The sequence below is a fragment of the Paraburkholderia sp. CNPSo 3274 genome, assembly GCF_024206475.1.
In the GTDB taxonomy this organism is placed as follows: domain Bacteria; phylum Pseudomonadota; class Gammaproteobacteria; order Burkholderiales; family Burkholderiaceae; genus Paraburkholderia.
This window is the reverse complement of record NZ_JAMBPR010000016.1, coordinates 63372-82278: the sequence shown is the minus strand read 5'-3', so window position 1 is coordinate 82278 and position 18907 is coordinate 63372. Positions and strand designations below refer to the sequence as shown.

At 65.3% G+C, this 18907-nt stretch carries 19 protein-coding genes; 11 read left to right on the top strand and 8 right to left on the bottom strand.

The annotated features are described in order from the left end of the window. Window positions 1-153 precede the first annotated feature (153 nt). The 9 genes from M3I54_RS13460 to M3I54_RS13420 all read left to right on the top strand — a co-directional run bounded on the left by M3I54_RS13460 (window position 154) and on the right by M3I54_RS13420 (window position 10129). Window positions 154-1650, top strand: a complete 1497-nt coding sequence (locus M3I54_RS13460) for a PLP-dependent aminotransferase family protein (protein ID WP_254336586.1) — start codon at window positions 154-156, stop codon at window positions 1648-1650. Window positions 1651-1782: 132 nt separating this feature from the next. Next, the gene (gene htpG, locus M3I54_RS13455) at window positions 1783-3708 is read left to right on the top strand and encodes a molecular chaperone HtpG (protein ID WP_254336583.1); all 1926 of its coding nucleotides are present in this window, start codon (window positions 1783-1785) and stop codon (window positions 3706-3708) included. 113 nt (window positions 3709-3821) lie between these two features. Then, on the top strand, window positions 3822-4478 hold the full coding sequence (locus tag M3I54_RS13450) for a chorismate lyase (protein WP_254336664.1): 657 nt from the start codon (window positions 3822-3824) through the stop codon (window positions 4476-4478). 19 nt (window positions 4479-4497) lie between these two features. Then, entirely contained in the window at window positions 4498-5049 is a 552-nt protein-coding gene (locus M3I54_RS13445; RefSeq protein WP_254336581.1) for a DNA-deoxyinosine glycosylase, read from the top strand. Between the two features lie 64 nt (window positions 5050-5113). Continuing rightward, a complete protein-coding gene (locus M3I54_RS13440; protein ID WP_254336579.1) occupies window positions 5114-5647 on the top strand; it encodes an energy transducer TonB in 534 nt (177 codons plus the stop codon). A 130-nt stretch (window positions 5648-5777) separates the two neighbouring features. Beyond that, on the top strand, window positions 5778-6710 hold the full coding sequence (locus M3I54_RS13435) for a spermidine synthase (protein WP_254336577.1): 933 nt from the start codon (window positions 5778-5780) through the stop codon (window positions 6708-6710). 302 nt (window positions 6711-7012) lie between these two features. Continuing rightward, the gene (locus tag M3I54_RS13430) at window positions 7013-7249 is read left to right on the top strand and encodes a DUF3311 domain-containing protein (RefSeq protein ID WP_254336575.1); all 237 of its coding nucleotides are present in this window, start codon (window positions 7013-7015) and stop codon (window positions 7247-7249) included. Next, window positions 7246-8796 carry a monocarboxylate uptake permease MctP gene (gene mctP, locus M3I54_RS13425; RefSeq protein ID WP_254336572.1) on the top strand — a complete coding sequence of 517 codons (1551 nt, stop codon included), beginning with the start codon at window positions 7246-7248 and terminating at the stop codon, window positions 8794-8796. Before M3I54_RS13430 ends, mctP begins: the two co-directional genes overlap by 4 nt. Before the next feature lie 217 nt (window positions 8797-9013). After that, entirely contained in the window at window positions 9014-10129 is a 1116-nt protein-coding gene (locus M3I54_RS13420; protein ID WP_254336570.1) for an FUSC family protein, read from the top strand. A gap of 36 nt (window positions 10130-10165) precedes the next feature. Here M3I54_RS13420 and M3I54_RS13415 read toward each other — a convergent pair whose 3' ends face one another. The 5 genes from M3I54_RS13415 to M3I54_RS13395 all read right to left on the bottom strand — a co-directional run bounded on the left by M3I54_RS13415 (window position 10166) and on the right by M3I54_RS13395 (window position 15522). Then, entirely contained in the window at window positions 10166-10591 is a 426-nt protein-coding gene (locus M3I54_RS13415; protein ID WP_254336568.1) for a VOC family protein, read from the bottom strand. A gap of 265 nt (window positions 10592-10856) precedes the next feature. Continuing rightward, entirely contained in the window at window positions 10857-11816 is a 960-nt protein-coding gene (gene tal / locus M3I54_RS13410) for a transaldolase (RefSeq protein ID WP_254336566.1), read from the bottom strand. A 307-nt stretch (window positions 11817-12123) separates the two neighbouring features. After that, window positions 12124-13350 carry a benzoate/H(+) symporter BenE family transporter gene (locus M3I54_RS13405; protein ID WP_254336564.1) on the bottom strand — a complete coding sequence of 409 codons (1227 nt, stop codon included), beginning with the start codon at window positions 13348-13350 and terminating at the stop codon, window positions 12124-12126. Window positions 13351-13463: 113 nt separating this feature from the next. Beyond that, the gene (locus M3I54_RS13400) at window positions 13464-14636 is read right to left on the bottom strand and encodes a VWA domain-containing protein (protein ID WP_254336562.1); all 1173 of its coding nucleotides are present in this window, start codon (window positions 14634-14636) and stop codon (window positions 13464-13466) included. Window positions 14637-14670: 34 nt separating this feature from the next. After that, window positions 14671-15522, bottom strand: coding sequence for a MoxR family ATPase (locus tag M3I54_RS13395; protein WP_158757322.1), 852 nt, complete (start codon window positions 15520-15522; stop codon window positions 14671-14673). Between the two features lie 407 nt (window positions 15523-15929). On the opposite strand from M3I54_RS13395, the gene M3I54_RS13390 reads away from it, so the two are divergent. Together M3I54_RS13390 and M3I54_RS13385 are read left to right on the top strand one after the other, a co-directional pair. Further along, entirely contained in the window at window positions 15930-16295 is a 366-nt protein-coding gene (locus tag M3I54_RS13390; protein ID WP_254336560.1) for a c-type cytochrome, read from the top strand. Window positions 16296-16313: 18 nt separating this feature from the next. Then, a complete protein-coding gene (locus tag M3I54_RS13385) occupies window positions 16314-16709 on the top strand; it encodes a cytochrome c (RefSeq protein ID WP_254336558.1) in 396 nt (131 codons plus the stop codon). A 127-nt stretch (window positions 16710-16836) separates the two neighbouring features. Here M3I54_RS13385 and M3I54_RS13380 read toward each other — a convergent pair whose 3' ends face one another. From M3I54_RS13380 to rsxB, 3 genes are all read right to left on the bottom strand, one after another. Further along, window positions 16837-17271, bottom strand: coding sequence for a DUF1841 family protein (locus tag M3I54_RS13380; RefSeq protein WP_254336556.1), 435 nt, complete (start codon window positions 17269-17271; stop codon window positions 16837-16839). 64 nt (window positions 17272-17335) lie between these two features. Next, window positions 17336-17980 (bottom strand): endonuclease III, encoded by a 645-nt coding sequence (nth, locus tag M3I54_RS13375; protein WP_254336554.1) that lies wholly within the window; start codon window positions 17978-17980, stop codon window positions 17336-17338. 36 nt (window positions 17981-18016) lie between these two features. Beyond that, window positions 18017-18862 carry an electron transport complex subunit RsxB gene (gene rsxB, locus M3I54_RS13370; RefSeq protein WP_254336552.1) on the bottom strand — a complete coding sequence of 282 codons (846 nt, stop codon included), beginning with the start codon at window positions 18860-18862 and terminating at the stop codon, window positions 18017-18019. Window positions 18863-18907: the final 45 nt, after the last annotated feature.

Genomic DNA, 18907 nt, shown 5'->3' with positions numbered 1-18907 from the left:
AAGAGGGCAGGAGCGCGCGCCTGAACAGTGTGCTGACGCCTCTACCGAATCCTTACCGGTACGCATGCGATCAAATGTACCGGTATGGCTGCAGACAGTAACGGTACAATCGGCCCGATAGTGCTCTGTACAGTTCGAGTTCAGGGAGTCCTCATGTCCTCCGTACCGCTAGACCAGATTCCCGCCCCGCACGACGCGACCACGCTCACGCTCGTCGACCAGCTCGTGCAGTGGGGCCGTCGCCGCATCGAGGAGCGCGTGTTCCGCGCCGGCATGCGCATGCCGTCCATCCGCAAGCTCGCGCTCGACAAGGGCGTGTCGCGCTTTACCGTCGTCGAGGCGTACGAGCGTCTGGTCGCGCAGGGCTACCTCGACTCGCGGCGCGGTTCCGGTTTCTACGTGCGCGAGCGGCTGGCGCTCGTGGCGGGCGGCGAACGCCAGCCGGTGACGGCGGGCGCTGCGACGCGCGCCGACGCGGCCGCCGCGCCCGCGCCGTCCACCATCGACGTGGTCTGGCTGCTGCGCAATATGCTTCACACGTCCACGCGGCCAGAAAAAGGGCCGGGTCTGGGATATCTGCCCGCGCGCTGGCTGGACGGCGAACTGCTGACCGGAGCGATGCGCTCGCTTGCCCGCCAGAGCGGCACGCAACTGCTCGGCTTCGGCTCGCCGCAAGGCTTCCTGCCGCTGCGCCAGCAACTCCAGACGCGCATGGCGGAACTCGAGATCGGCGCGACGCCCGACCAGATCGTGCTCGTTTCGGGCGTCACCCAGGCGATCGACCTGCTTGCGCGCATCTACGTGCAGCCCGGCGACACGGTGATCGTGGGCGACCCCGCGTGGTTCCAGATGTTCGGGCGCTTCGCCTCGCAGGGCGCGCGGCTCGTAGGCATGCCGTACACGCCCGAAGGGCCGGACCTCGACGCGCTCGAAGCGCTGGTCGAGACCTGGCGCCCGAGGATGCTTGTGATCAATTCGGTGCTGCAAAACCCCACGGGCACCTCGCTGACCGCCGCGCAGGCGTTCCGCATTCTGCGGCTTGCCGAACAGTACGACTTCATCGTCGTCGAAGACGATATCTACGGCGACCTCTGCCCGGCCGGCTATCCGGCCACGCGCCTCGCGAGTCTCGACCAGCTTCGCCGCGTGATCTACCTCGGCAGCTTTTCGAAGACGCTCGCGCCGAACCTGCGCGTGGGCTATATCGCGAGCGCGCTCGACGTGGCCCAGGCGGTGGCGGACCAGAAAATGCTCGTCGGCATGACGAGTCCGGAGCTCAACGAGCGCGTGCTTTACCGCGTGCTCACGGAGGGCCACTACCGGCGTCATGTGGAGCGCCTGCGCGGGCGGCTGGATGGCGTGCGCGACAAGGCGGCGCGCATGCTGGAGCGCGCCGGCATGCGCCTCTTCGCGGCGCCGGGCGCTGGCATGTTCCTGTGGGCGGACACCGGCGTCGACGCGGACGCGCTCACCGCGGCGGGGCACGAAGCGGGCTTCCTGCTCACGCCGGGGAGCCTCTTCTCGCCGCACCAGTCGCCCACCACGTGGATGCGCTTTAACATCGCCAACTGCGGCGACCCGGCGCTGCCCGCGTTCCTCGCCGACTATCTCGAAGGCGTGGCCCGGCGCGGCGGCGGCGCGCAAGCGTGAATTCGCGGGCGGCGACTCTTGAAAACGGCGCCGTCTGTCCCCAAGTGTCCGGGCGGCGCGCCGCGATGCGACTGAGAACTCGCGGCCACAAATTTGTCAGACTAGAACTGCAACGAAAGAGGACTCTCGACCATGGCACAAGAAACCATGAGCTTCCAGGCAGAAGTGAAACAGCTTCTGCACCTGATGATCCATTCGCTGTACAGCAACAAGGAAATCTTCCTGCGCGAACTGATCTCGAACGCATCGGACGCGGCGGACAAGCTGCGCTTCGAGGCGATCGCGAACAGCGCGCTCTACGAGGACGATCCGAACCTGCGCATCCGCGTGGGCGTCGATAAGGAAGCGCGCACCATCACGATCGTGGACAACGGCATCGGCATGAGCCATGACGAAGCCGTGTCGCACCTCGGTACGATCGCGCGCTCGGGCACGAAGGAATTCTTCGGCAAGCTCTCGGGCGACCAGCAGAAGGACGCGGCGCTGATCGGCCAGTTCGGCGTGGGCTTCTATTCGGGCTTCATCGTCGCGGACAAGATCACCGTGGAAAGCCGCCGAGCGGGCCTGTCGGCCGCCGAAGGCGTGCGCTGGACGAGCGCGGGCGAGGGCGAGTTCGCCGTCGAAAAGATCGAGCGCGCGCAGCGCGGCACGACGATCACGCTGCATCTGCGCGAAGGCGAGGACGAACTGCTTTCCGCATGGAAGATCAAGTCGATCATCCAGAAGTATTCGGATCACGTCGGCCTGCCCATCGAGATGAAGAAGGAAGAATGGGACGCCGAAAAGAGCGAGATGGTCACGAAGGACGAGTACGAGACCATCAACCAGGCGAGCGCGCTGTGGACGCGTTCGAAGAGCGAGATCAGCGACGAGCAGTATCAGCAGTTCTATCAGCACCTCGCGCACGACCACCAGAATCCGCTCGCGTGGACGCATAACCGGGTGGAAGGCCGCAGCGAATATACGCAGCTCCTTTACGTGCCGTCGCGTGCGCCGTTCGACCTGTGGAATCGCGATCACAAGAGCGGACTGAAGCTTTACGTGAAGCGCGTGTTCATCATGGACGACGCCGAGCAACTGCTGCCGAACTATCTGCGCTTCGTGAAGGGCGTAGTCGATTCGAGCGACCTGCCGCTCAACGTCTCGCGCGAAATCCTCCAGGAAAGCCGCGACGTGAAGGCGATTCGCGACGGCGTGACCAAGCGCGTGCTCTCGATGCTCGAAGAGATGGCGAATGCCGGGGTTGACACGGAAGCGGACGCCGAAGCGAGCGAAGAGGACAAGACGAAGTACACGACGTTCTGGACCGAGTTCGGCCAGGTGCTCAAGGAAGGCATTGGCGAGGATCACGCCAATCGCGAGCGCGTGGCGAAGCTCGCGCGCTTCGCGTCCACCCACAACGACATGAACGAGCAGACCGTAGCGCTCGCCGACTACGTTGCGCGCATGAAGCCCGAGCAGACGAAGATCTACTACGTCACCGCCGACACGTGGCAAGCCGCGAAGAATAGTCCGCACCTCGAAGTGTTCCGCAAGAAGGGCGTGGAAGTGCTGCTCCTCACGGACCGCGTGGACGAGTGGATGCTGTCGTTCCTGAACGAGTTCGACGGCAAGCCGCTCGCGAGCGTGGCGCGCGGCGACCTCGACCTCGGCGCGCTCAACGACGAGGAAAAGCAGCAGCAGGAAAAGGTGAGCGAAGAACTCAAGCCGCTCGTCGAGCATATGAAGGAAGCGCTCAAGGACAAGGCCAAGGACGTGCGTCTTACGTTCCGCCTGACCGATTCGCCCTCGTGCCTCGTGGCGGATGAAGGCGACATGAGCGGTTATCTGCAGCGCATGCTGAAGGCGGCGGGACAACAGGCGCCGCAGATGCAGCCGATACTCGAAGTGAACCCGGAGCATCCGCTCGTGAAGGCGCTGCGCACCGATAGCGCGGACTTTGGCGACTGGTGCAATCTCCTGTTCGATCAGGCGTTGCTGGCGGAAGGCGGCGCGCTGGAAGATCCGGCCAGCTTCGTGAAGCGTACGAACGCGTTGCTGATTGCCCGCGCCGGCTAAAGCGCGCGGCAACGCAAGACCGAAACCCCTTGCGGCTACCCGCCGCAAGGGGTTTTTCTTTTGTTCGCCCCGCTTGCGGCGAACTGAAATCCTCGCAGCCTATAATGCGCGCCATGCCTCTTCGATTCGATGCCGCTAACGCGCACTGGCGCGTCACGCCTTTGCCCGCCTTGAGCGCCGACCAGAAGGACTGGCTCACGCGCGGCGGTTCGCTCACGGCGCATTTGCGCGCGCTCGGCCGCGTCATTGTGCGGGTCACGCGCGAAGCCGTCGACATGCCCTGGTCCGACGAATGCGCCGCGCTCGGCCTGGCGCCGCGCGAGCGCGCGTGGGTGCGCGAGATCGTGCTCGAAGTCGATGGCGTGCCGTTCGTCGCCGCGCACAGCGTGACGCCGCTCGCCGCGAGTCAAGGCGTGTGGCAGGCCATGCGCCGCTTGCGCACGCGGCCGCTCGCGGAACTCCTCTATAGCGATAGCGGCGTCGCGCGCTCCGCGCTCGTAAGCCGACGCGTCGGCGCGCGGCATCCGCTCTACACACTCGCGGCGCGCGAGATCATGGTCGCGGCGAAGCACGCGCAGCATGCGTTCGTCGCGCGCCGCTCGGTATTCGAGCGCGCAGGCGCGCCGCTGCTCGTGACCGAATGCATGCTGCCCGCGCTGTGGTCGCGCCTTGCAAGCGGTCCGCTCACCCCGGAAACCGGCGTGCATCTCGGACGCGAACGCGGCCCGCTCGATCACACCGCTTCGCGCGCGCATCACGCGCCGCGATGAACGTGCTGCATCCGTTGCCATGACCTTCAAGCGCTGCTTCGATCCCGTCGTCGATGCACGCACGCGCGTGCTCGTCCTCGGCAGCTTGCCTGGCGAGGCGTCGCTCGCGCATCAGCAGTACTACGCGCATAAGCAGAACAAGTTCTGGCATCTCGTGGGCGAGGTGCTCGGCGAGGATCTCGTTGCGATGGAGTACGAAGCGCGGCTACAAACGCTGCGCGCGCATCGCGTGGGCCTGTGGGACGTCGTGGCGCAGGCGCGCCGCGAGGGCAGTCTCGATGGCGATATCCGCGATCACGAGGGCAACGATCTCGTCGCGCTTATCGAGCGCCTGCCCGCCCTCGAAGCGATCGCGTTCAACGGCGGCACGGCGGCGCGCATCGGCGAGCGCATTCTTGGCGCGCATGCGCGGCCCATGACGATTCTGCGCCTGCCTTCCAGCAGTCCTGCGTATGCGTCGATGAACTTCGCGGCGAAACTCGCGCAATGGCGCGCATTGGGCACGTTCACAAGCGACCCCGATGCGCGTATGAGTGCTGGCGCACACAGACGTAAGCGCGCTGCAACTTAGCCGCGCTAGCATGGTCCCGCGCACGCCGAGGTGCGCGTCCGTACCGCCGGGACACGAGACCATAATGAACAAGAAACGCCTGCCCCTGATCGTTTTTTCCATGACGCTCGTGCTGGGCGCCTGCGCTTCAGACGACGTATCGCAGGTGGGTCCGCACGTGCGCCCTTCGCCACAGGTGGTCATGAACCGCTGCCTCGCGGCCGTCGCGACACCGGGTTTTGCGCCACCCACGGAAACCACCTTGAGTTCCTGGCAATGGAAGCGCTACGTGAGCTGCAAGCTGGGCGGCAACATGTTCGCCAATCCAAAGAAAATACCGGCGGATACGGAAGCCATCGTATCGATCCGTGCGGCATCGGATGGCTCCATCGTCTCGGTGAAGCTGCTGCGTTCGAGCGGCAACGATGACTACGACGAGGCCGTCGAGCGCGCGATCGACGCCGCTGCGCCGTTGCCTGCCGTACCGCAGGCGCTCCACATCGGGCGTATCGACATGCATTTCCATCCCGTACGAGTCAATCCGCTGGCGTTGCAGCCGGGGCAGCCCGGAATCGATGGCGCCGGCAACGGCGAGAGGCGCTCAGCCGACAGCCATTGACTCGCGCAGCGTGCGGGCCAGGCGCTCGAAGTGCCTGCCAAATCAGGCACGAGGCGCCGCGAATGCTATGCTCTCGCTCGCCTAAGCAAATGCACCTGCATTTGCTCCCCCACAGCAAGCGATTTTCTCCATGACGACTCTCATCAAGCGCGCCTCCGCCGAGGCCCGCGCATTCAAGCAAACCGGCAACGCGACGCAGTCGGGCGAGACCGCGAGCCAGACCGCAAGGGTCACGAAGCGCCCGCGCCGCGCAGCCACTGCCGCCGACGACCTCGACAACGCCCCGGTCATCGAAGCGCCGCGCAAGCCGCGTTTCGCGCCGGTCACGTTCTCGGAAGAGAACGGTGTGCGCTATCTGCACTTCGGCACGGAGTGGGTGCAGGGCGCGATGCGTCTTGCCAAGCCGCTGCACATCGAACTGGAATACGCGCAGCAGATGATGGCCTGGCTGCTGTTCCTCGCCACGCCCGAACGCATCGTGCAACTGGGTCTTGGCGCCGCCGCGCTCACCAAGTTCGCGCACCGCTATCTGCGTCCCGCGAAGGTCGAGGCGATCGAACTGAATCCGGCGGTCGTGGTGGCCGCGCGCACGATGTTCGAGCTGCCATACGACGACGCGCGCCTCACCGTGCGCGAACTCGACGCGTGGGACTTCGTACAGGACGGCACCAATCACGGCACCATCGGCGCGCTGCAGATCGACGTGTACGACGCGACCGCGCGCGGCCCGGTGCTCGACAGCGTGGCGTTCTACCGCGCCGTGCGGGCGTGCCTGACCGATGCCGGCGTCGCGTCGATCAATCTGTTCGGCGACCACCCGAGCTTCGTGCGCAACATGAAGCGCCTGAATGAAGCCTTCGAGGGCCGCGTCATCGCACTGCCCGAAGTGCACGAAGGCAATCGAGTGGCGCTCGCGTTCTCAGGCCCGGCGCTCGAAGTCACCTTTGATGCGCTCGAAAAGCGCGCGCGCCTGCTCGAAAGCAAGCTCGGCCTGCCGGCGCACCAGTGGGTGAAGGCGCTGCGCGAATCGAGCGGCCAGAACGGCGCGACGTTCTCGATCTGATCCGCGCGAACGGCGGCAACGCCGTTGCGGCACAGAAAACCGGCCTCAGGGCCGGTTTTTTTTGCCCGCGTATCGTATTTCCTGGCCATTTCCCCGACGTCGCGCAAGCCGTTGGCTATTGACAACGTCCTCGGAATTGGGGTCCGCCCTGCTTGACCGTGCGGCGTGGCCTCGATACTCTTTTCAGCGCTTTCGGGGACCTTGCGGACTATCCGTCTGTGAGGCCAACGGCCGCCTCACGCCGGGCGGCGGACCGCGAACAAAGCAAGGCCGCATAACTACATAAGCAACGAGGAGACGTCATGGCTCACGACGCCGACGCCGGAAAATCAAGCAAGCATTGGCTATGGCTTTTGCTGCTGCCCTGGATTGCGATGATCTGGGTGCCGTCTTACAACAAGATCGAGCCCACTCTGTGGGACTTCCCGTTTTTCTACTGGTATCAGCTTCTCTGGGTGCTGATCAGCGCTGTCATTACCGCGCTCGTCTACTTCAAGACGAAGACCCGCAGCAAGGGCGATGCAGGGGGCGCGCAATGAACGTCACAGCAACCGTTGTCTTTATTCTGTTCTTCCTCGGCGTCACGGTTCTCGGCTTCTTCGCCGCAAACTGGCGCAAGGGCGACCTCGCGCATCTCGAAGAGTGGGGCCTCGGCGGCCGCCGCTTCGGCACGATCGTCACGTGGTTCCTGCTCGGCGGCGACCTTTACACTGCGTACACCTTCGTCGCCGTGCCGGCGCTCGTGTTCGGTGCGGGCGCAATGGGTTTCTTCGCGCTGCCGTACACGATCCTGATCTATCCGTTCGCGTTCGTCGTGTTCCCGAAGCTCTGGGCTGTCGCGAAGCGCCATCAATACGTCACCTCGGCCGATTTCGTGAGCGCGCGCTATGGCAGCCGCATGCTCGCGCTCGCCATCGCCGTGACGGGCATCGTCGCGACCATGCCGTATATCGCGCTGCAGCTGGTGGGTATCGAAGTGGTGATTGGCGCACTCGGCTTCGACACGACGGGCTTTGTCGGCGACCTGCCGCTCATCATCGCGTTCGCGATTCTCGCCGCGTACACGTACACGTCGGGCCTGCGCGCGCCGGCCATGATCGCGGTGGTGAAGGACATCCTCATCTACGTCACGATCATCGTCGCGATCATCGTGATTCCCGCGCAGATGGGCGGCTTCGGCCACATCTTCGGCGCGGTGCCGCCGGCCAAGCTGCTGCTCAAGTCACCGGATGCCACGAGTTTGAACGGCTATAGCGCCTACGCGACACTCGCGGTGGGTTCGGCGCTCGCGCTGTTCCTGTACCCGCACTCGGTCACCGCTATTCTGTCGTCGTCGTCGGGCAACACCATCCGCCGCAACATGGCGATGCTGCCCGCGTACTCGCTGGTGCTCGGCCTGCTCGCGCTGCTCGGCTACATGGCGCTCGCCTCGGGTGTGAAGGACATGCCGGAGTTCGCGCCGTACTTCAAGGCCTTCGGTCCGAACTTCGCGGTGCCGGCGCTGTTCCTGCACTTCTTCCCGTCGTGGTTCGTGGGCGTGGCGTTCGCGGCCATCGGTATCGGCGCGCTGGTGCCGGCGGCGATCATGTCGATTGCAGCGGCTAACCTCTACACGCGCAATATCCACAAGGAGTTCATCAACCGCAACATGAATCACGAGCAGGAGACCAACATCGCCAAGCTGGTCTCGCTGATCGTGAAGGTCGGCGCGGTGGCGTTCATCCTGGGCCTGCCGCTCACGTACGCGATCCAGCTGCAGCTGCTCGGCGGTATCTGGATCATCCAGACGCTGCCGGCGATCGTGCTCGGTCTCTACACGCGCATGCTCGACTACCGCGGCCTGCTGGTGGGCTGGGCGGTGGGCATCGCGACCGGCACGTGGATGGCCATTTCGCTCAAGCTCGCAGGCTCGATCTTCACGATCCACCTGTTCGGCATGGCGATTCCGGGCTACGCCGCGGTGTGGTCGCTGATCGTGAACCTCGTGGTCTCGATCGTCGTGTCGGCGCTCGTGCATCTGGTCGGCATGCAAAAATCCGCGGATCGCACGCGTCCGGAAGATTATCTCGACGTCGTCGAGGGCTGATCCGCTTATGCCCGGCGCATGCCGCCGGGCTTGTTCTGTACCCGATGCCCGCGACACACAGTTGCGGGCATTTGTTTTTCTGGTGCACGATGATTGCTGATTTGGCTCACGTCCAGCCGGCGCCATGCCCTCATCCCAAACCGAATCCCGTTCCCGATCCGGGCGCCGCGGCGCGCCGCGCCTGCGCCCGCCGCGCCGCGGTTCGCGCCTGGCGCGCATGTGGCGCGCCCTGACCTCCCCGTACTATCGCTACCGCAACGCCAAGGTGATACACAGCGTGCGCGTGGGCCTTGCCATGCTCGCCTCGATTCTCGCGACCTCGGGCATCAATATTCCGCACGGCATCTGGGCGTCGGTCACGCTGCTCGTCGTGATCGGCGGGCTGCAGCACCAGGGCAACATCCGCAAGAAGGCCACCGAGCGCGCGCTCGGCACGCTGCTCGGCGCCGTGATCGGGCTCACGCTCATCGTCGTGCAGGCCATTACCGGTTCCGCGCCGCTTACCTACGTGCTGATGTCGCTCGTTGCCGCCGTGTGCGGCTACTACGCGATCGGCAAGCCGGGCTACGTCGCGCTGCTGGCCGCCATCACCATGTGCATCGTCGCGGGGCACGGCGACAACCTCATCGATACGGGCCTCTGGCGCACGCTCAACGTGATTCTCGGCATCGTCATAGCGCTCGTGTTTTCGTTTGCCTTGCCCCTGCACGCCACGTATTCGTGGCGCTACAGCCTGGCCGACAATCTGCGCGAATGCGCGCGCGTGTATGCGCAGGTGGCGAACGGCGTGCACGTCGACGCCGACGAGCAGGTGCAGACCTTCATGCGCCTGAACGCACGGCTCGTGCAACTGCGCGCGCTGATGCCCTCGGTCGCCAAGGAGATCGACGTGCCGCTCGCGCGGCTCGAGCAGGTGCAGCGCCTGCATCGCTCGCTCCTGAGCGCGCTGGAGATGCTCTGTACGGGCACGGGCAGCTACGAGCAGGCGCTCGTGCGCGTGGCGTTCGCGGAGCGCAGCGAGACCGTGCGCCGGGCGCTGCTCGCCACGGCACGGGCGCTGCGTTTTGGCGGCCGGCGTCACCCCGAGGCGGCGCAGCAGGCGCTGCGCACGGTTGCGGCACGGATGGAGGGGAGTGGCGAGGGCGACGTGGCGGGCGGGCCCGTCCACGAAAGTATGCCGGGCGAGCCGCAGGGCTGCCCCGAGCCGCGGATGCAGGGACCCTACTGGCTCAGCCTGCGTGTGGAGGAGCAGGTGGAGCGGCTACGCGCGCTCCTCCTCGAAACCGAGCCGCGCTGGAACATCGAGCGCGCCGCGACGCACCGGATGGTGTGACGCCGGGCGCGCTTCTCCAGTCGTGGCAGCGGTCGATCAGGCGGGTTGCTCGTGCGGCGCCGAGACCATCCACGGCACGCCGAACTTGTCGGTCAGCATGCCGAAGCCGGGCGACCAGAAGGTCTTCTGAAACGGCATCGTGACGGTGCCGCCTTTGGCCAGCGCGTTGAAATAGCGTTCGGCCGTGGCGATGTCGGATCCGGTCAGCGAGACGCCGAAGCCGAGGAACTTGTCGTTCTGCGTCATGCAGCCGCCATCGGACACCATGATCTGCGCGTCGCCGATCTGGAGCGTCGCGTGCATGATCTTTTCTGCGAATTCGGGCGGCATGGGGCGTGCCGGGTCCGGCGGCGCTTCCTTGAAGCGCATCTTGATCACTTCCTTCGCGCCGAGCGCTTCGCCATAGAACGCGATCGCTTCATCGCAGTTGCCGGGGTAAAAGAGGTAGGGCTGGATTTGCATCGTCGGTTTCCTTGCGGACGGGACGTTGGCCGGCCAGTTTCGTGCGAGGGTGTGCACGGGGCCGGATCGAGCGGCGGGTTGCGCCGCTGCCCTGATTCTAGGCGCGCGCGAGGGCGTGACCGAGCGGAGTGTCGTCAGGGTTTGCGAGAGTGCAGACGGGAACGGTCGTTGCAGGACGGCCTGTAAAACCAAGGGCCGCACATCCGGCATGTGCGGCCCCCGGTCAATCGATACTTCAATGCGCTCTGCATGGAGCGCCGGCGCATTACTTCGCGCGCAGTTCCTCGATCATCTTTTCGAGCTTGATCGCATCTGCGGCGAACGCGCGGATGCCTTCAGCAAGCTTCTCGGTCGCCATGGGGTCGTCGTTGAGCTGGAAGCGGAACGACGGCTCGTCTACGGCCACGCGCTCGATCTTCACGTCCTTGAACGCTTCCGGCGAGAGCTTGCGCTCGACCTTCTCGTTGCTGTCGTGGAGCTTCTGCAGCAGGTCCGGGCTGATGGTGAGCAGGTCGCAGCCAGCCAGTTCGACGATCTGGCTCGTGTTGCGGAAACTCGCGCCCATCACCTCGGTCTTGTGGCCGAACTTCTTGTAGTACGCGTAGATCTTGCGCACCGACTGCACGCCCGGGTCGTTCGCGCCGCCGTCCTTCGCGTCGTCCCAGTCGGCGCCCTTGGCCTTCTTGTACCAGTCGTAGATGCGGCCCACGAACGGCGAGATGAGCTGCGCGCCCGCTTCGGCGCACGCGGCGGCCTGCGCGAGCGAGAAGAGCAGCGTCATGTTGCAGTGGATGCCGTCCTTTTGCAGCGCTTCGGCGGCGCGAATGCCTTCCCAGGTGGACGCGAGCTTGATCAGCACGCGTTCACGACCGATGCCGGCCTGCTTGTACAGGTCGATGATGTGGTGCGCCTTGTCGATCGACTTTTTCGTGTCGAACGAGAGGCGGGCATCGACTTCGGTCGAGACGCGGCCCGGAATGATCTTGAGGATTTCGGTACCGAACGCGATCAGCAGATGGTCGATGATCGATTCGAGCGATTCGCTCGCATGATCGCGCACGGTTTTTTCGAGCAGCGGACGGTACTCGGCTTTCTGGACCGCCTTGAGGATCAGCGACGGGTTGGTCGTCGCGTCCCGCGGCTTGTACTGCACGAATTGCTGGAAGTCGCCCGTATCGGCGACGACGGTGGTGTACTGCTTGAGCTGGTCGAGTGCGGTAGTCATGTCAGGCCCTGTGGGCGCGTGCGCGCCTGCATCGGTGAGAGTTGAACGGCCGGTGCGCTTCAGGCGTGAACCTGGGGCGCGCCGGGCAGGACGCGAAAGGCGCCGCGCCGTTGCGGCCTGGTCCGCGCGGATAGGGCGGGAAGCCGGGTGGGGCGCATTTTGCCGCGCGTTTGGGCGCGGCTCACATCGTCATTTTATGGCGGAAACGCGTGGCGTTGCGTTTCACGCGGGCAGGCCGCATGCAAACCGGGCCACACACACCATGCCAGCGGTGTTGGCAGGCGCTCGCGGCGGCGGCTTACACGGGTCAAGCGCGCCGCGCGTTCAGCACGAACTGCGTGATGACACCCGCCACGAGCCCCCAGAACGCCGCGCCGATGGAGAGCAGCGTGAGCCCGGAGGCGGTCACCATGAAGGTGATGAGCGCGGCTTCGCGCTCCCTGGGGTTCTGCATGGCGTTGGTGAGGCCGCTCATGATCGAGCCGAACAGCGCGAGCGCCGCGATCGACACCACGAGCGCCTGCGGGAACGCCGCAAACAGTGCCGCGATGGTGGCGCCGAAGGTGCCAGCGATCAGGTAGAAGATGCCGCACCACACGGCCGCCATATAGCGCTTCGCGCGGTCTTCGTGGGCGTGCGGGCCGGTGCAGATCGCCGCTGTGATGGCCGCGAGGTTCACGCCGTGCGAGCCGAACGGCGCGAGCACGAGCGAGGCGAGGCCCGTGGTGGCAATGAGCGGCGAGGAGGGCGCGGCCGTGTGGTCGTAGCCGTCGGCGCGCAGCACGGCGATGCCGGGTACGTTCTGCGAGGCCATCGCCACGACGAAGAGCGGAATGCCGATGCTCACCACCGCTGTGAGCGAGAACGCCGGCATCGTGAACACGGGCCTGGCCACCGCCACGCGGAAGTGGCTGAAGTCGAGCAGCCCGAGCACAGCGGCGGCGGCGATGCCGATCGCGAGCGTCGCGACGATCGCGTAGCGCGGCACGAAGCGCTTCACGATCAGATAGCCGAAGAACATCGTAAGCACGAGCGGCGTCTGCACCTGCGCGGCGTGGAAGATCTCGATGCCGATCTCGAACAGGATGCCCGCGAGCAGCGCCGCCGCGATGCCCGCGGGAACGCGCTTCATGAGCGTGTCGAACCAGCCGGTGAGGCCCACGGCCGTGAGCAGCACGGCGCAGACGATATAGGCGCCGATCGCCTCGGCATAGGGCACGTGCGGCAGCGAGCTGATCAGGAGCGCCGCGCCCGGCGTGGACCACGCGACCACGATGGGCGCGCGGAACCACAGCGACAGGCCGATGGTGGTCAAGGCCATGCCGATGGAGAGCGCCCAGATCCACGAGGAGATCTGCGCGTCGGACAGATGCGCGGCCTGCCCGGCTTGAAACATCAGCACGAGCGAGCTGGTGTAGCCGGTCATCATCGCGACGAAGCCGGCCACGATCGTGGCGACCGAGGTGTCGGCGAAGGGCCGCAGCGGTCCCGGCCTGAACGTCGCTGGCAGATCGGGGGAAGAGGGGGCGGTCATGCGGCTGGTCTCCAGATTTTGCGTAGGTATGACGACATCGGGCGGCGCGGCCTGAAGACACCCTCAGGCACGCGCCGCCTCGAGAAAGCGGAAAAGGGCGGGAGTGCTGGCGCCTATTTGCTCAGCACGCGCATGGCCGTTTCGAGCCCGGCAACGGTGAGCGGGTACATGCGGTGGCCGAGAATCTCGCGGATGACCGACACCGACTGGCGGTACTCCCATAGTCGCTCGGGCTCGGGGTTGAGCCAGGCGAAATGCGGGAACTGGTCGGCAAGGCGACGCAGCCACACGGCGCCCGCTTCGGGGTTGTTGTACTCGACCGAGCCGCCCGGCTGCAGCACCTCATACGGGCTCATCGTGGCGTCGCCCACGAAAATGAGTTTGTAGTCCGGCGTGAACTTGTGCAGCAGGTCCCACGTGGACGTGCGCTCGGCGTGGCGGCGGCGGTTGTTCTTCCACAGGTAGTCGTACACGCAGTTGTGGAAGTAATAGAACTCCAGATGCTTGAACTCGGCCTTGGCGGCCGAGAACAGCTCCTCGGTGCGCTTGATGTGATCGTCCATCGAGCCGCCCACGTCGAGCAGCATCAGCACTTTCACGTTGTTATGGCGCTCCGGCACCATCTTGAGGTCGAGCCAGCCCGCGTTCGCGGCGGTGCTGCGGATCGTGTCGCCGAGGTCGAGTTCTTCCGCTGCGCCTTCGCGCGCGAAGCGGCGCAGGCGGCGCAACGCGACCTTGATATTGCGCGTGCCGATTTCGACCTGGTCGTCGTAGTCGCGGTACGCGCGCGCGTCCCACACTTTCACGGCGCTGCGCTGGCCGCCTTCGCCGCCGATGCGGATACCTTCGGGGTTATAGCCGCCGTGGCCGAAGGGTGATGTGCCGCCCGTGCCGATCCACTTGCTGCCGCCCTCGTGGCGCTCCTTCTGTTCCTCGAAAAGCTCCTTGAGGCGCTCCATGAGCTTGTCGAGGCCGCCCATCGCTTCGATCTGTGCGCGCTGTTCGGGCGTGAAGTCGCGCTCCAGCCGCTTCTTGAGCCAGTCCTCGGGAATCTCGAAGGCCAGTTCCGACTTCTTCTCGATGCCGCGAAAATACGCGCCGAACGCCTGATCGAAGCGGTCGAAGTACTGCTCGTCCTTCACGAGCGTCATGCGTGCGAGGTAGTAGAAGTCGTCGAGCGAGGGCACGATCACGCGCGCCTTGAGCGCTTCGACGAGCGTGAGGTACTCCTTCACGGAAACCGGCAGCTTCGCGTCGCGCAGCGTGTAGAAGAAGTCGATCAGCATGCGGTGTCTCCAGCTTTCGCGCGCGAGGTTTCTGTCAACGGTTGTGACGGTTCATGTAGATGAGGCGCTCGAACAGCGTCATGTCCTGCTCGTTCTTGAGCAGCGCACCGGCGAGCGGCGGCATGGACTTCGAGCCGTCGGCCGCGCGCAGCGCCGAGGGCGGAATCTCTTCGGCGAGCAGGAGCTTGAGCCAGTCGAGCAGCTCCGAGGTTGACGGCTTTTTCTTCAGGCCCGCGACGTTGCGCAGTTCGAAGAAACTTTCCATGGCCGCGTTGAGCAGTTCCTTGCGGATGCCCGGATAGTGCACCTCGACGATGCGCTGCATCGTCGCCGGATCGGGAAAGCTGATGTAGTGGAAGAAGCAGCGGCGCAGGAAAGCGTCGGGCAGCTCCTTCTCGTTGTTCGACGTGATGATGACGAGCGGACGCTGTTTCGCCTTGATGAGCTGGCGCGTCTCGTAGACGTAGAACTCCATGCGGTCGAGTTCGCGCAAGAGGTCGTTCGGGAACTCGATGTCGGCCTTGTCGATTTCGTCGATGAGCAGCACGCTTTGCTCTTCCGACTCGAACGCCTGCCACAGCACGCCTTTCACGATGTAGTTGGCGATGTCCTTCACGCGCTCGTCGCCGAGCTGCGAGTCGCGCAGGCGCGAGACCGCGTCGTACTCGTAGAGCCCTTGCTGCGCCTTCGTGGTGGACTTGATGTGCCATTGCATGAGCGGCATACCCAGCGCCGCGGCCACTTCTTCGGCCAGCATGGTCTTGCCCGTGCCGGGCTCGCCCTTGATGAGCAGGGGACGCTTAAGCGTGATCGCGGCATTGACCGCGAGCTTGAGATCGTCGGTGGCGACGTATTGCGATGAGCCTTCGAAACGCGTGGCGCGCATGGTGAATCCGCTCGCTGGGAAAAAAATCCCAGTATAAGTCAGATGGGGTGTTGCGTCGGCGCACCACCGCGTATCGTTGGGTCCGCTCTTTGGGGCACGGTCGCAAGCGCTGCCGGACGTTTCGCGACGCGCGCGGCGAGTCCGTTGCGCGTGCCAGGGTTCCTCCGGGTTGTCTGCGGGCGAGCCAGCGCGCGAGGGCGCTGCGGGCCCGTCGCGAGGCCTCGCCAGGCGCTCCAGGGCCCGCCAGGCGTGGCGCGGCCGGTGGACGGCCGGCGCGGCGTCGCGGTATACTCGGACCGATTTTTTTCGGCCTGCACGGCGACCCCAAAAGTAAAACAGCAGTAATGCGGCGCAGGCCGTGGCCTGCGGTTCGGGCGTTCGAATCCCCTCAAGCCAGGTTGGATGCTATGAAAAAAATTGTCGGCAAGCACGTCATCTCGGGCGCAATAACCATGCTGGCGTGCTTCGCGGTCACGGCTCACGCGGACATCGTGGGCAACGCGAAGGCGGGTCAGGACAAGGTGGCGATGTGTATCGGCTGTCATGGTATTCCCGACTACCGCACCGCGTACCCCGAGGTCTACCACGTGCCCATTCTGGGCGGCCAGAACGCGCAGTACATCATGAACGCGTTGCTCGCCTACAAGAAGGGCGACCGGCATTTCGAGACGATGCACGCGATCGCGTCCTCGCTCACCGAACAGGACATCGCCGACATCGCGGCCTACTATGCGTCGCAAACGGCCGCGTCGAAAGACAATCCGAATAAATAACCGGCAGGTGGAGAACCCATGAACAAGCCCTACACGGCTGTGCCTTCGTTTGCCGGTGCAACCATCAAGCTCGCGGGCGCCGGGCTCGCACTGGCCGCCGCGCTCGCGTTCAATCCGGCGCACGCGGCCGACGCCTCCAACGGCAAGGTCCTCGCCGACAGCCACAACTGCGCGGCGTGTCACGGCCCGGGTCTGAACAAGCCCGTGAGCCCCGAATATCCGAAGCTCGCCGGCCAGCACGCCGACTACATCTACTGGGCGCTGCGCCAGTACCAGATGGGCACGAGCAATCCGCACCTCGGCCGCAACAATCCGATCATGCAGGCGCAGGTGCAGAGCCTTTCGCAGAGCGACATGAAGGATCTCGCCGCGTACATCGAGTCGCTCAGCGGCGACCTCGTCAACAAGAAGTAAGCGTGAGCGCGGCGCGCCATGCGTGCCGCATCATGTGAAACACCCCGCGTGGGCCTCGTTTTCGGCGAGGCGTTCGCGGGGTGTTTTTTTGCAGCCTTATTTCTTTCAGATGTGCTTCAGTCGCGAGTCAATCGCGAGATGCGCGGCGCTCGATGCGCATGAGATAGGCGTCGGTGTCGGGCGGCGTGTTGGTGCGTTGCGCTTCCCAGATCGTTTCGCCCAGGCACTCCATGATCGCGTGCTGCGCGTCGTGCGTGGATCCGAGACGTGCCGCGAGCCGGTCGTGCGCGGCGCGGATGCCGGGCGGCTGGTCGATCGAAAGCTGCTCACTGATCGCAAGATGCATCGACAGATGCAGGAACGGATTGCTCTGGCCACGCTCGGGCGAGTAGTCCTGGGCGGCGGCCGCATCGGCGTCGGTTAGTTCGGCGTGATATTCGGGGTGCTCGACGATCCAGTCGGCGGCGATCGCCTCGAGCGGCGTGAGGATTTCGCCTGCGCGCTGCTTGCGCCAGGTCTCGGTGAAAAAGTGGCGGACTTCGTCGCGGCTGGGATTGAACATCTTGAGTCGGTCGTATTGGTGAGGCGCTAGATCGTGCATTTTACGCCCGGGCGCTCGCGCTCGCTCAGAGCTCCGGCGGCGGTGTCTTCGGCTTGAACTCGCACAGCGGCTCGATCACGCAATGCCAGCATTCGGGCCGGCGCGCCTTGCACACATAGCGGCCATGCAGGATGAGCCAGTGATGCGCGTCCTGGCGGAACTCGGGTGGCGTGAATTTTTCGAGCGCGGTTTCGACGGTGCGCACATCCTTGCCGGGCGCGAGCCCTGTTCGGTTCGCAACCCGAAAGATATGCGTGTCGACGGCAATGGTCGGTTGGCCGAAGGCCGTGTTGAGCACGACGTTCGCGGTCTTGCGTCCAACGCCGGGCAACGCTTCGAGCGCCTCGCGCGTCGGCGGCACCTCGCTGCCGTATTGCTCGATGAGAATGCGGCACGTCGCAATGACGTTCTTGGCCTTGGTGCGATAAAGGCCGATCGTCTTGATGTAATCGGCCACACCTTCCTCGCCCAGCGCGAGTACCGTTTCCGGCGTGTTGGCGACCGGAAACATCCGGCGCATGGCCTTGTTCACGGAAACGTCGGTGGCCTGCGCGGAGAGCATCACGGCGATCAGGAGTTCGAACGGCGTGCTGAACTCCAGCTCGGTCGTGGGATGCGGATTGAGGCTTTGCAGCGTTTCGTAGATGGCGCGGCGCTTGGTGGCGTTCATGCTCGTTGTGCGTGGGGCCTTTTGCGGTGCGGGGCGCTATCGCGCGGGCTTGTCGTCGTCGGGCGGTAAGTCCGATGTGTTCGACTCGATACCGATACGCTTGCGGCGCGCCTCGGCGGCATCGATCTGTGCCTGCACATCGGCGCTCACGTGCTCGACGTTGCGCGGTCCCACACCCTGTTCGGCCAATTCCGTTTTCTTGCGGCGCGCGCGTTCGAGCGCGGCCTGGATGATCGCTTTCTTCTTCGCTTCGGCGTCGTCAGCGGGGGGGCTTGCGGGTTGCGTGGCGGCGTCTTGCGGTGTTTGGGGCGCTTGAGCCTGCGGCGCACTGGTGGCGGCGCGGCGTGCAGCGGCGCGCGCCTCGGCCGCATTGCGTTCGGCGGCCTGGCGTGCTGCGCGCCGGTCATGCCGCACGCGGGCTTCGTCGGCCTGCTGCTGCGTCCATGCGTCCCAGCCGGTCGCTTCGCCCGTAACGGGAATCATTGCGATGCAGTCGACCGGGCAGGGCGCGACGCACAGGTCGCAACCCGTGCACTGATCCTTGACGATGGTGTGCATCTGCTTGGGCGCACCCACGATCGCGTCGACGGGACACGCCTGCATGCACAGCGTGCAGCCGATGCACAGTTGTTCGTCGATGAACGCCACCGGACGCGCACGCTCCACGCCGTTGTCCGGATTGATCGGGATGACGGGTTTGCCGAGCAGTTTCGCGAGGCGCTCAACGCCTTCCAGGCCGCCGGGCGGGCATTGGTTGTAATTGGCGGTGCCGGCGGCGACGGCTTCGGCATAGGGCCGGCAGCCGTCATAGCCGCACTTCGTGCATTGGGTCTGGGGCAGCAGATCTTCGATGCGATCTGCGAGTGTCTTGGAATCGTTCACGTTCGCTACATCGGGGCGGGCGGTGGCGTGACCCTTGGGCGCGCG

Bases quoted from the DNA above. Each gene is read 5' to 3' on its own strand.
- M3I54_RS13445 (WP_254336581.1), top strand. From the start codon at position 4,498: ATGACCTTCAAGCGCTGCTTCGATCCCGTCGTCGATGCACGCACGCGC.
- M3I54_RS13415 (WP_254336568.1), bottom strand. From the start codon at position 10,591: ATGCAAATCCAGCCCTACCTCTTTTACCCCGGCAACTGCGATGAAGCG.
- M3I54_RS13460 (WP_254336586.1), top strand. From the start codon at position 154: ATGTCCTCCGTACCGCTAGACCAGATTCCCGCCCCGCACGACGCGACC.
- M3I54_RS13450 (WP_254336664.1), top strand. From the start codon at position 3,822: ATGCCTCTTCGATTCGATGCCGCTAACGCGCACTGGCGCGTCACGCCT.
- M3I54_RS13440 (WP_254336579.1), top strand. From the start codon at position 5,114: ATGAACAAGAAACGCCTGCCCCTGATCGTTTTTTCCATGACGCTCGTG.
- M3I54_RS13435 (WP_254336577.1), top strand. From the start codon at position 5,778: ATGACGACTCTCATCAAGCGCGCCTCCGCCGAGGCCCGCGCATTCAAG.
- M3I54_RS13420 (WP_254336570.1), top strand. From the start codon at position 9,014: ATGTGGCGCGCCCTGACCTCCCCGTACTATCGCTACCGCAACGCCAAG.
- mctP (WP_254336572.1), top strand. From the start codon at position 7,246: ATGAACGTCACAGCAACCGTTGTCTTTATTCTGTTCTTCCTCGGCGTC.
- M3I54_RS13380 (WP_254336556.1), bottom strand. From the start codon at position 17,271: ATGTTCAATCCCAGCCGCGACGAAGTCCGCCACTTTTTCACCGAGACC.
- M3I54_RS13430 (WP_254336575.1), top strand. From the start codon at position 7,013: ATGGCTCACGACGCCGACGCCGGAAAATCAAGCAAGCATTGGCTATGG.
- M3I54_RS13395 (WP_158757322.1), bottom strand. From the start codon at position 15,522: ATGCGCGCCACGCGTTTCGAAGGCTCATCGCAATACGTCGCCACCGAC.
- htpG (WP_254336583.1), top strand. From the start codon at position 1,783: ATGGCACAAGAAACCATGAGCTTCCAGGCAGAAGTGAAACAGCTTCTG.
- M3I54_RS13400 (WP_254336562.1), bottom strand. From the start codon at position 14,636: ATGCTGATCGACTTCTTCTACACGCTGCGCGACGCGAAGCTGCCGGTT.
- M3I54_RS13405 (WP_254336564.1), bottom strand. From the start codon at position 13,350: ATGACCGCCCCCTCTTCCCCCGATCTGCCAGCGACGTTCAGGCCGGGA.
- nth (WP_254336554.1), bottom strand. From the start codon at position 17,980: ATGAACGCCACCAAGCGCCGCGCCATCTACGAAACGCTGCAAAGCCTC.
- M3I54_RS13385 (WP_254336558.1), top strand. From the start codon at position 16,314: ATGAACAAGCCCTACACGGCTGTGCCTTCGTTTGCCGGTGCAACCATC.
- tal (WP_254336566.1), bottom strand. From the start codon at position 11,816: ATGACTACCGCACTCGACCAGCTCAAGCAGTACACCACCGTCGTCGCC.
- M3I54_RS13390 (WP_254336560.1), top strand. From the start codon at position 15,930: ATGAAAAAAATTGTCGGCAAGCACGTCATCTCGGGCGCAATAACCATG.